Raw genomic sequence first — 12,532 nt, forward strand, 5'->3', positions numbered from 1 at the left:
AAAAGTATGAATTTATTTTATAACCCCAAAGGTGTAGGAGACGTTGCTTTCTTACAAATTGAACCTTCAGAAGGTGAATTTAATTATAGAAAAAATAACGATGTTGTAGAAATTACTAAGGAAGATGATAACCAAGTAGTTGGATATAATTTCTTCAATATTTCAAATCACATTCAAATTGAGGGTAATGGTCATATCAAATTAACTGAAGATATTGTGGAACAATTACAACAAATGATAAAAAATAATGGTTTCACATATGAATTGAATGCAGATTTATCACCTAAATTTGTAGTTGGATACGTTGAAACTAAGGAAAAACATCCTGACGCAGACAAATTAAGTGTTCTAAATGTCAATGTGGGGAATGATACATTACAAATTGTTTGTGGTGCTCCAAATGTTGAACAAGGCCAAAAAGTGGTTGTTGCAAAAGTTGGTGCAGTTATGCCAAGCGGTATGGTAATTAAAGATGCAGAACTTAGAGGCGTTGCATCTAGTGGAATGATTTGTTCTATGAAAGAACTCAATTTACCAAATGCACCTAAAGAAAAAGGCATCATGGTATTAGATGATAGTTATGAAATTGGACAAGCATTTTTTGAATAATAAAGGAAGGTAGTGAAAGTATGAGCTGGTTTGATAAATTATTTGGCGAAGATAATGATTCAAATGAAGATATATTGCGCAATAAAAATAAAAGACGCCAGGCAAATCAATCGAATGATACTAATCATGACTCATTACTGCCACAAAATAATGATATCTATCATCGTCCAAAAGGGAAGTTTCGCTTTCCTATGGAAGGTTTTGAATCAGGAAATGCGGAGTCTGAAAACACAACTACTCAAGATGTGTACCAGTCTAATGTCAATCATGATATAGAGGAATTTCGTACTCAAGACAATAAAAGACATCGTCGTAGAAGAAATCATGGCAATGATGATGGTATTGCTGATTCTAGTTATCAATCTAAGGGTTACCAATCTAGAAAGAAAAAAGATTCCAACCCTTATACTACGACATCAACACACCGTCAAATTTCTCCTACATCACTTGGGAGTTCAAGTACGAATAATCATAAAACATCATCCAATACGCAACCTAGAATGAAGTTACAATCAGAGCGATTTAAATCAAACTATAAGACTCAATCTGAGTATACATATCACAAAAGTGATTTTAGAGCATCTGAAGTACCATCTGCTATTTTCGGTACTAAACAAAGACGTCCAATTGAAAATGGTGTTATACCGCCTAAAGATGGTGAGAAAAGTAGCGCACATGTAACGGAAGATAATCGAAGTGATAGTGATAAGTTAAATAGTAATTCAAGAGAGGTTTCATCCGGTTATAAGACACAATCTCAACCTGAAAAACAAAAGTCACAAGAAATAAATCATAATACTTTTAATAATGATTTATCTACAGATGATGAAAATGTAAAAACAACGACTACACCTAATCATTCTAAAAAAGATAATACAATAAATATTAATAATATCTATGCATCACAAATTGTCGAAGAAATTCGTAGAGAACGTGAACGTAAAGTCCTTCAGAAACGTCGATTTAAAAAGGCATTACAAGAAAAGAGACAACAAAATCAAGAATCTAATGAAGATAGTATCCAAAAAGCAATAGATGAAATGTATGCTAAACAAGCTCAGCAATACGTAGGTGATAGTTCATTAGACATTGATGATCAAGAAGAATTTAAAGATAGCACTGAGAATATAAATAGCGATGTAGATAAAAATGTATCAAATGACGCTACTGAATTAGACATAGATAACCAAGAAAAATCTGAACATCACTATAATTACGAAGAAATAGATTTAAGCGATATCACTCAAAGACACGAAGTAAATCATGATGATGTTACGGTTTCTGACGCTGTCAATCACGATTCTGATATTGAAAATGATTCAGCTCAAGGTAGAGATGAGTATGCTTTAACAGATAGTACAGTTGAAGATGGAAAAGTGAATCAAGAATTTGAGTCCAACACGCAAAATTTTGACAGTGGATACAGAGATTTTGAAACGAATGATAACACATCTAAATCACTTAATAACGTTGATGATGCAGATTATCGTGAAATAGATGAAAGTATCCCATCATCAAATCATGTAACTTCAGAACCAATGTCATCGTCACAAGAATTGAGTGAATCTCAACAAAAACCTAATGAGCAACAATGGCAACAAAGAAGCGGACATAATGCTGTTACACAAAGTGTTGATCATGAAACTGAATATGCTAAGAAGCGTAAACGTCAATCCGATATAAAAAGTGAAACATCATCAGAACCAGATAGCGCTTCAGAAAATCAAAGTGACTCAACTGAAAATAATGACGAGACTTCTAATGATAATACAAGTATGTCATCAACTAAGCCAATGGATATGGTTAGTTCATCAGAACATCAATATGAGTCAATGAGTCCTTCAGATGATGGTAGTCATCTAGACAGTCTTTCACATCATTCAACATCTGAATCAATACAATGTAGTACTAAAGAACAAGTTGAATCAAATTCTGAAAATACAAGTAGTTCAGATAAACAATCCAACTCACTACAAGCTCAGCAATCTCGTTCACCTAAGAAGCGTGTTACAGGTGGTAAACCGTTTAATGTTGTAATGACACCATCAGATAAAAAGCGAATGATGGATAAGAATAAAGGTAAAAGAGTTAATGTTCCTGAATTAACGCCAGAAGATAAGAAACAAGCAACTCATTCTAGCGAAGATACTAAGTCAACATCATTGTCACATCATACTAGTACATCGGAGCCGTTTTCTAATCAGGAAGCAAGTCATTCTTCTGAAAGTGTTCAAACGAGTCATTCAACACCAATTACTCATTCTGAATCTGAAGATACAGTGACTACAGAAACAAGTCATTCCGATGAAAATCATTCTGTGATAAACAAACAAAATAGTTTATCACATGCTAATGACAGTGAGTTCACAAATAATCATCAAGATAATAGTCAAATTGAAATGAATGAACATCATAAGAAACAGACGCCAAATCATTCAGAAGAAACAGAAGTACAAAAGCCTACAATTCGAAAAGGGCCTAATATTAAGCTGCCAAGTTTTGATTTACTTGAAGAACCCGAGCCGCATGAAGTCAATGAAGAATGGATCGATGATAAGAAACAAGAATTAAACGATGCATTATATTACTTCAATGTGCCAGCTGAAGTGCAAAATGTCACTGAAGGTCCAAGTGTGACACGCTTTGAACTGTCAGTTGAAAAAGGTGTAAAAGTATCAAGAATTACTGCATTACAAGATGATATTAAAATGGCGCTAGCTGCCAAAGATATTCGTATTGAAGCACCAATACCAGGAACTAGCCTTGTTGGTATTGAAGTGCCTAATCAAAACCCAGCTAAAGTGAATTTGAGATCAATTGTAGATTCAGAACAATTTAAAAACGCAGAATCTAAATTAACAGTTGCCATGGGATATCGAATTAACAATGAGCCATTGTTAATGGATATAGCGAAAACGCCACATGCCTTGATTGCAGGTGCTACTGGTTCAGGTAAATCTGTATGTATTAATAGTATCTTGATGTCCTTACTGTATAAAAATCACCCAGAAGAATTGAGACTATTATTAATTGATCCCAAAATGGTGGAATTAGCACCGTATAATGATTTACCTCATCTAGTATCACCCGTTATTACAGATGTTAAAGCTGCCACTCAAAGTTTAAAATGGGCAGTTGAAGAAATGGAACGCAGATATAAATTATTTGCGCAATATCATGTGAGAAATATTACTGCATTTAATAAAAAAGCATCTTATGAACAAAGAATGCCTAAAATTGTTATTGTAATAGATGAATTAGCCGACTTAATGATGATGGCACCACAAGAAGTTGAACAATCCATAGCACGAATTGCTCAGAAAGCACGTGCATGTGGTATTCACATGTTAGTAGCCACTCAACGTCCATCAGTAAATGTCATTACAGGATTAATAAAAGCTAATATTCCAACTAGAATTGCATTTATGGTATCATCTAGTGTAGATTCTAGAACTATACTTGATAGCGGTGGTGCAGAACGTCTATTAGGATATGGTGACATGCTATATCTAGGAGGCGGTATGAATAAACCAATCCGTGTTCAAGGTACATTTGTCTCAGATGAAGAAATAGATGACGTTGTAGATTTCATTAAACAACAACGTGAACCAGAGTATTTATTTGAAGAAAAGGAATTATTAAAGAAAACACAAACTCAAGCACAGGACGATCTATTTGATGATGTGTGTGAGTTCATGATTAATGAAGGACATATATCTACTTCATTAGTACAAAGACATTTCCAAATTGGGTATAATAGAGCAGCGAGAATCATAGATCAGTTAGAACAATTGGGATATATCTCTGGAGCTAACGGTTCTAAACCTAGAGATGTTTATATTACTGAGGCGGATTTAAATCAAGATTAAAATTTAGTAAGGAGTTTTATAATGACACACTATCATTTTGTCGGTATTAAGGGTTCCGGCATGAGTTCATTAGCACAAATTATGCATGATCTTGGACATGAGGTGCAAGGCTCAGATATTGAAACTTATGTATTCACTGAAGTTGCTCTAAGAAACAAAGGCATAACAATTCTACCGTTCGATGCGAATAATATAAAAGAAGACATGGTGATTATTCAAGGAAATGCTTTTCCTGATAGTCATGAAGAAATTGTTAAAGCACATCAACTTAAATTAGATGTGATTAGATACCATGATTTTCTTGGACATGTAATTAATCAATACACATCTGTCGCTGTTACAGGTGCACATGGTAAAACATCTACAACTGGTTTACTATCACATGTTATGAATGGTGATAAAAAGACATCATTCTTAATTGGTGATGGTACTGGAATGGGATTGCCTGGTAGTGATTATTTTGCATTTGAAGCATGTGAATATCGTAGACATTTTTTAAGTTATGATCCTGACTATGCAATTATGACGAATATTGATTTCGACCACCCAGATTACTTCAAAGATGTTGATGATGTATTTGATGCATTCCAAGAAATGGCTCATAATGTTAAAAAAGCAATTATTGCATGGGGTGACGATGAACACCTTAGAAAATTAGAAGCAGATGTGCCTATTTATTATTATGGATTTAATGAAACAGACGATGTATATGCTAAAAATATTCAAATTACAGAACAAGGTTCTCAATTTGACGTTTACATCAATGGTGAATTCTATGGTCAATTCCTATCACCACAATATGGTGACCATAACATCTTAAATACATTAGCGGTTGTTACGATTAGTTATCTTGAAAAAATGAATGTTGATAATATTAAAGAGGCATTAGAAACATTTGGTGGTGTAAAACGTCGTTTTAATGAAACAAAAGTATCAAATCAAGTATTAGTAGACGATTATGCTCACCATCCAAGAGAAATTAATGCTACAATTGAAACAGCTCGAAAAAAATATCCACAAAAAGAAGTTATTGCAGTATTCCAACCACATACATTTTCTAGAACTCAAGCATTTTTAGAAGAATTTGCAACGAGTTTAAGTGCAGCTGATCATGTTTTCTTATGTGAAATTTTTGGATCTATAAGAGAAAATACTGGTGAATTAACAATACAAGATTTAATTAACCGTATTGATGGTTCAGCATTAATTGATGAAAGTGGTATTGATGTATTAGAAAAATTTGAAAATGCAGTTATCTTATTTATGGGCGCTGGTGACATTCAAAAAATGCAAAAAGCGTATTTAAATAAAATTGGTGTAAAAAAAGATTTCTAATATGTTTATAATGATTTCTCAAGGGTATTAAATATTAATGAATTTTATAATTAGGTATTTAGGAGGCGTTTTTAATGGATTGGATTTTACCAATTGCCGGAATTATCGCTGCGATAGCGTTCTTAATTTTATGTATCGGTATCGTTGTAGTGTTAATTTCTGTTAAGAAAAATTTAGATCACGTGGCTAAAACACTAGATGGTGTTGAAGGTCAAGTACAAGGTATTACAAGAGAATCTACGGACTTACTTCACAAAGTAAACCGTTTAACTGAAGACATTCAAGGTAAAGTTGATCGTTTGAATTCTGTAGTTGATGCTGTTAAAGGTATCGGTGACTCAGTTCAAACATTAAACGGTTCAGTTGACCGTGTAACTAACTCAATTACGCACAATGTTTCTCAAAACGAAGATAAAATTTCTCAAGTAGTACAATGGTCAAATGTAGCAATGGAAATTGCTGACAAATGGCAAAATAGACACTACCGTCGAGGAAGTGCAAATTACAAAGCAAACACAGTAGCAAATGATACAGATCATAGTTACACTACTCGTGTTGATAAATAATTAATAAGAATGAACTAAATGCACTTAAATGAGGTTGTTACTTGTTTAAGTGCATTTGTTATAGGGAGGAATAAATCATGGAACACTATAATCGTGATGATTTTGAAAGAAATAATACTGGAAATGATTTATACAGCCGACATACTCGTATAAATGATCAAACACCACAACGTAAAGATTTCGTAGTTAGCTTTATTACAGGAGCAATTGTAGGGTCTGCTTTAGGTTTATACTATAAGATGAAAGTCTTTGAAAAAGCAGATCAAGCTATTGCAAAAGAAAAAGAATTACGTGAAAAAGCGTTAAATTATAAATCACAAGCTGAACATCATATTGAAACTGTTAAAACACGAGTAGAAAACTTTAGAAATAAATCTAATAATGGTGTTACTTCTGATGAATTATCTGCTCAAAAAGTAGCGATTCAAAGAGAAGTAAGTGATAATAATCTAGCAGACCAATCTCCAGAAGCGAGAGAGATTCAAGAAGCAAAATTAGAAGCTGATGCTCATTCTAAAGTTGGTGCGAGTGCGACTGAATTAGCAGCACAACAAAATGCAATCAAATCTGAAACAAATCATGACCAATTAGCAGATCAATCACCACAAGCGCGTGAAATTCAAGATGCAAAAGTTGAAGCTAAGCGTAATGATCAACAAACTGCAACACCTTCATCAAAGGAACTTGCAGCACAACAGAATGCGATTCAAGCAGAATCGAATCATGACACATTAGCAGATCAATCACCACAAGCAAGAGAAATCCAAGAAGCAAAAGCAGATGCAAAAAGTAAGCAAGCAGATTCTAATATTGATAACAATAAGCATGTATCTGACAAAGAAATTGCTATGGCACAATCTGCTATTAAAGAAGAATCATCGTTATCAGATCCATCTCAAACTAAAGATAAAGCAGCTCAAACATCTAGTGCTGATAAATTAGCTAGTGCAGCTCACACAAAGAAACAAAAAATGAACAATGATTCACAAGTATTAGCAGATACTAGCGATTTAACTAAAGAACAAGACGTAGCTAAAAGCAACAAACAAACTACACCAAACTTATTAAATCAATCAAATCATAATGCGTCAAAAGCAAATGATGGTTCATTCGCTAATAGATTAGCTACAGCAGCCAAAGAAAAACAAGCGAAGTTAACTAAAGGTTCTAAAGAATCACAATTAACAAATTCTCTATTAGCAGAGGCACCTATTGCAAAATCTAAAATGACAAAAGTGCCTAACTTAGTGACTAAATCTTCAACGAATGAAACAAAAGGTAATAATGTTAGTCAAACAACTAATCAACAACCTTCAAAAAAACAAAATAAAGCACAATTTGACAAAGGTGTCGTAACACGTCAAAATAATCAATCAACTAAATCAAATAACAAAACTAAGACCCAAACAAAATCGTCTAAACAATCAACAAAAACACCTAGTCAAAATAAAAACCAAAAGCAACAAGGTAAAAAACAACAAAAAGTAGAAAAAACGACTAGCAAAATTGAAAAACGTACCTTCAATGACTAATTGGTTTGTATTTAATATCAGTTAATATTATGATATGAATATAAGCACTCATTGATTAGTATTTGATTTTTAAAGTGAAATTAAATGTATCATTTTAGAGTGGGACCCATCATTTATTCAATATCAGGATAGATGACGTTCTGCTCTTTTTATTTTAGAAAAATTAAAGTCACATCGCTTTAGAATATTAGTATATTTTTAGAAAATTTAATCAATTCTAACAATTAGAGCTTGAACTATAAAATGTTAATTGTTAGAATGATTCGTAAATACATTTAATTTATCGCTTTAAAGTGATACATATAAATGTGCAACTATTAGATAGAGGTGAAGTAGCTATGAGTAATAAATTAGAAACGTACAGACAAGAAATTGTTTCCCTTAACGATCAAATTTTAGAATTGCTATCCCGTCGAGGCGAATTAGCACAAAAAATTGGTGAAGAAAAAATCAAGCAAGGAACACGAGTATATGATCCACAACGTGAAAAAGAAATGATTAATGATCTTTTAGATAAAAATAAAGGGCCATTCAACGACAATGTCATTAAACAATTATTTAAAGAAATTTTTAAAGCCTCTACAGACTTACAAAAATCAGAAAATGAAAAGCATTTATACGTATCTCGTAAATTAAAACCTGAAGATACAATTGTTCATTTTGACAATGGTGGCATGTTCGGAGAAGGACATAAATCTTTTGTATTCGGACCATGTTCAGTTGAATCACAAGAGCAAGTAGATGCTGTAGCAGCAGATTTGCAAGCTAAAGGTGAAAAGTTCATTCGTGGAGGAGCATTTAAACCTCGTACATCACCATACGATTTCCAAGGTTTAGGTGTTGAAGGACTTAAGATCTTAAAAAATGTTAAAGATAAGTTTAATTTAAATGTCATTAGTGAAATCGTAAATCCAAATGACTTTGAAATTGCTGACGAATATCTTGATGTTTTCCAAATTGGTGCACGTAACATGCAAAACTTTGAATTATTAAAAGAAGCTGGTCGTACAAATAAACCAATTCTTTTAAAACGTGGATTATCAGCAACGATAGAAGAATTCACATATGCTGCAGAATACATTGCCTCTCAAGGTAATAGAAATATTATTCTGTGTGAACGTGGTATTAGAACATATGAAAAAGCGACTAGAAATACATTAGATATTTCTGCAGTACCTATTTTAAAACAAGGGACACATTTACCAGTTATGGTTGATGTAACACATAGTACAGGTCGTAAAGATATTATGTTACCAACAGCAAAAGCAGCATTAGCGGTTGGCGCTGATGGCGTTATGGCTGAGGTGCATCCAGATCCTTCAGTGGCTTTAAGTGATGCAGGCCAACAAATGGATTTAAATGAATTCAATGAATTCTATAAAGAATTAAAACCTTTAGCTGACTTATATAATGATAAAAAACTAAAATAAAGCAAAAAGAGGTTGGGATATAGTTTTGCTGTTGGGACGATGTTAATCGGTTTCCCAGAGTAGAAACATTATATCTCAACCTCTTCTTTATGTATAATATTATTATCATTACTATATTAAGTTTTGACAGTGTTTCTAGTCCTTGAAATGACGTAATTCAATAAATGAGTAATGATACTTAAAATCTGACAGAAATGTGAACGTCAAAACAAATTTATTTCACTGAATCTCCAAATATGGTAAACTTTGAAAATAATATGAAAACATGATACCAAAGTGTATAAAGCGCTTTCAAGGAGGATGCTATGACTGTAACAATATATGATGTAGCTAGAGAAGCTAGAGTGTCGATGGCAACGGTTTCTCGTGTAGTTAACGGAAATCAAAATGTTAAACCAGAAACTAGAAATAAGGTAAACGAAGTTATAAAAAAATTAAACTATCGACCTAATGCTGTTGCACGTGGACTAGCAAGTAAACGTACAACAACTGTAGGTGTAATTATCCCAGATATTTCTAATGTTTATTATTCTCAACTTGCTCGTGGCTTAGAAGATATTGCAACGATGTACAAATATCATTCTATTATTTCAAATTCTGATAATGATTCAGAAAAAGAAAAAGAGATATTTAATAACCTTTTAAGTAAACAAGTTGATGGCATTATTTTCTTAGGTGGTACAATTTCAGAGGAAATCAAAGAGCTCATCAATCAATCTTCAGTTCCAGTTGTTGTATCAGGTACAAATGGTAAAGATGACCATGTTGCATCTGTAAATATTGATTTTGAAAAAGCAGCTGAAGAAGTTACGCAACAACTTATAGAACAAGGTGCTAAGTCATTTGCATTAGTAGGTGGCGATTACTCTAAAAAGGCACAAGAAGACGTACTTTCAGGCTTAAATAAAGTATTATCTAAAAATCAATTACAATTAGATGATTCACTTCATTTATCAGGAGCTGAAAGCTACAAAGAAGGTATGAAAGTCTTTGATAAAATTAAAGATAATCTACCTGATGCCGTTTTATCAATTAGTGATGAACAAGCGATAGGTATTTTACATGGTGCACTAGATGCAGGTATTAAAGTACCTGAAGAATTACAAATTGTAAGTTTCAATAATACGCGTTTAGTTGAAATGGTTCGACCACAATTATCTAGTGTGATTCAACCATTATATGACATCGGTGCTGTTGGTATGAGATTACTAACGAAATATATGAACGAAGAAGAAATTGATGAACCAAACGTGATTCTACCACATAGAATTGAATATAGAGGAACAACTAAATAATTAAAAATAGAGCACACCGTTTATGCGGTGTGCTTTTAATTTGAAAGGTCATACCAACTGGCAACTAATTTTGAAATACGTCTATTTTTTTCTGAAATTTCAGTAGTGCGTGGAATATAAGTATAGTCATTTAAACGGTCTTCCCATCTTTTAGGTAATGTAACTGAGCTATAATGCTTCCATTTATTAATCCAGTTTAGAGGTAAATAGCCTTGTTGAATCGGTTCATTAATTAAACTTAAATATAAATGACTCCATGCGCGTGGAACAACACGCCATAAATTATAACCACCGCCACCAAACATAATTATTCTATTTTCTGTATACTTTTCAGCTAATTCTTTAATTATATATGGCAGTTGATATAATGAACTTAACGTACAATTCATGTGTGTTAATGGGTCTCTATAATGGATATCCACGCCATTAACACTTAAGATAATATCGGGTTTGAATGCAGCAATAACAGGTTCAACTGTTGATTTGAATGATTCTAGAAATGATTTATCTTCTGTATAGGGTTCTAATGGTACATTGACTGTATAACCATATCCTATATCTTCACCACGTTCAGTATAATGACCTGATCCTGGAAATAAAAATTTACCTGTTTCATGAATAGAATAAGTTAAAACATCATTACTAGTATAAAAACTCCATTGTGTTCCATCTCCATGGTGTGCATCTGTATCTATTATCATCACACGTTGATTATAATGATGAACGAGATATTGAGCTGTAATAGCGACATCGTTATAAATACAAAATCCATTTGCTCGGCCTGCTAAGGCATGGTGTAAGCCGCCGCCTATATGACAACCATTGATATAAGTACCATCCATTATTTTAACTGCTAAATTGAGCGCACCACCGACAATTCGTGCACAATGTCGATGCATATGCCTAAATGGTACAGTATCTTCATTAAATCCATATTTTTTGGCTTCTTCAGCACTTAATATACCATGAGATGCATGTTTGATGGCTTGTATATAATCATATTTATGAATCAAACCAATTTCATCATCTGTCGCAATTCTTGGTTCTAAAATATTTTCATTTGTTAAAAATTGTGCATCTAACAACAACTCAGTCGTTAATTTTAAACGCATTTGATTGAAAGGATGCTCGTTATTAAATCTATATTTTAAAATATCATCTGAATATACATAACCTGTTCTATTTTTAGTATTCATAAGCTCATCCCTTTCAAACAACTAATAGAAGAAGCGGTTTTGAAATCTAATATCATCAAATGCATGTTGTTGATCCAAAGTAATACGTTTACCAATTCTTGCCATTAAACAATTAGCGGGGTGACTGGTAATTTCAGGATCATCAGTAGCAAACACTTCTAGACCACCTTTTTGCATTAACTTCTGCATGAGTCGTTTATATTCGAATACGTCTAATTGTGCATATTTCAAATCCCAATGCCAATAATATTCAGTAGTAAGTACAATAAAATCTTCAAACTCGTCTCCAGAGAGACTAAGTTGTATTAATCGACCACCTAGATGTAGGTGTCGATAACTTTTACTTAATTCGATTGCACCGAGTTCTAATAAATAGGGGAGATGCCCAGTAGACCATCTTTCGAGCTCATCTGGATAATGATAGGTAACGTAACCAATAATATGTTGCTCTAGTCGTATTACATATACTCTACCTTCTGATAATGTAGTAATTTCTAACAATGCATCGTATTGTTCTTTAGAAGATCGAAAAGCATTAAGACCTTCGTCGAAAGTAAGCGTTTTCAAAAAAGAGTGTGAAACAGGGCCTTCGATTTTGTATTTAACATCGTCAATTTCGATATTGTCTGTAACATAAGTTTTAATATGTTTCATTTTTTCACATCCTCATCAAATAGCCTCAAAACCTTACTGTTATTAT

General features: G+C 32.9%; 9 protein-coding genes. 7 read left to right on the forward strand and 2 right to left on the reverse strand.

Features of this window, described 5'->3' with window-relative positions; all coding sequences use genetic code 11:
- The first annotated feature begins 6 nt into the window (after window positions 1-6).
- The 7 genes from ytpR to ccpA all read left to right on the forward strand — a co-directional run bounded on the left by ytpR (window position 7) and on the right by ccpA (window position 10,636).
- Window positions 7-609 carry a YtpR family tRNA-binding protein gene (gene ytpR, locus ssp1_RS05340; RefSeq protein WP_002452169.1) on the forward strand — a complete coding sequence of 201 codons (603 nt, stop codon included), beginning with the start codon at window positions 7-9 and terminating at the stop codon, window positions 607-609.
- Window positions 610-629: 20 nt separating this feature from the next.
- Complete coding sequence (locus ssp1_RS05345; RefSeq protein WP_075778997.1) at window positions 630-4,478, forward strand: DNA translocase FtsK; 3,849 nt, start codon at window positions 630-632, stop codon at window positions 4,476-4,478.
- Window positions 4,479-4,499: 21 nt separating this feature from the next.
- Window positions 4,500-5,813: a UDP-N-acetylmuramate--L-alanine ligase gene (gene murC / locus ssp1_RS05350; protein ID WP_002452171.1), complete on the forward strand. Its 1,314-nt coding sequence runs from the start codon at window positions 4,500-4,502 to the stop codon at window positions 5,811-5,813.
- 74 nt (window positions 5,814-5,887) lie between these two features.
- Window positions 5,888-6,379 carry a DUF948 domain-containing protein gene (locus ssp1_RS05355; protein ID WP_002467416.1) on the forward strand — a complete coding sequence of 164 codons (492 nt, stop codon included), beginning with the start codon at window positions 5,888-5,890 and terminating at the stop codon, window positions 6,377-6,379.
- 77 nt (window positions 6,380-6,456) lie between these two features.
- Window positions 6,457-7,911 (forward strand): coiled-coil domain-containing protein, encoded by a 1,455-nt coding sequence (locus tag ssp1_RS05360; RefSeq protein ID WP_075778996.1) that lies wholly within the window; start codon window positions 6,457-6,459, stop codon window positions 7,909-7,911.
- A 338-nt stretch (window positions 7,912-8,249) separates the two neighbouring features.
- Window positions 8,250-9,341, forward strand: coding sequence for a bifunctional 3-deoxy-7-phosphoheptulonate synthase/chorismate mutase (locus ssp1_RS05365; RefSeq protein ID WP_002452174.1), 1,092 nt, complete (start codon window positions 8,250-8,252; stop codon window positions 9,339-9,341).
- Between the two features lie 305 nt (window positions 9,342-9,646).
- Window positions 9,647-10,636, forward strand: coding sequence for a catabolite control protein A (gene ccpA, locus ssp1_RS05370; protein ID WP_002452175.1), 990 nt, complete (start codon window positions 9,647-9,649; stop codon window positions 10,634-10,636).
- A gap of 35 nt (window positions 10,637-10,671) precedes the next feature.
- Here the strand turns inward: ccpA and ssp1_RS05375 are convergent, their stop codons facing one another.
- Together ssp1_RS05375 and ssp1_RS05380 are read right to left on the reverse strand one after the other, a co-directional pair.
- Entirely contained in the window at window positions 10,672-11,832 is a 1,161-nt protein-coding gene (locus ssp1_RS05375) for an acetoin utilization protein AcuC (RefSeq protein WP_075778994.1), read from the reverse strand.
- A gap of 21 nt (window positions 11,833-11,853) precedes the next feature.
- The gene (locus ssp1_RS05380; RefSeq protein ID WP_107536081.1) at window positions 11,854-12,486 is read right to left on the reverse strand and encodes a GNAT family N-acetyltransferase; all 633 of its coding nucleotides are present in this window, start codon (window positions 12,484-12,486) and stop codon (window positions 11,854-11,856) included.
- Between the last annotated feature and the right edge of the window lie 46 nt (window positions 12,487-12,532).

The organism is Staphylococcus sp. M0911 (genome assembly GCF_003491325.1).
Lineage (GTDB): Bacteria > Bacillota > Bacilli > Staphylococcales > Staphylococcaceae > Staphylococcus > Staphylococcus warneri_A.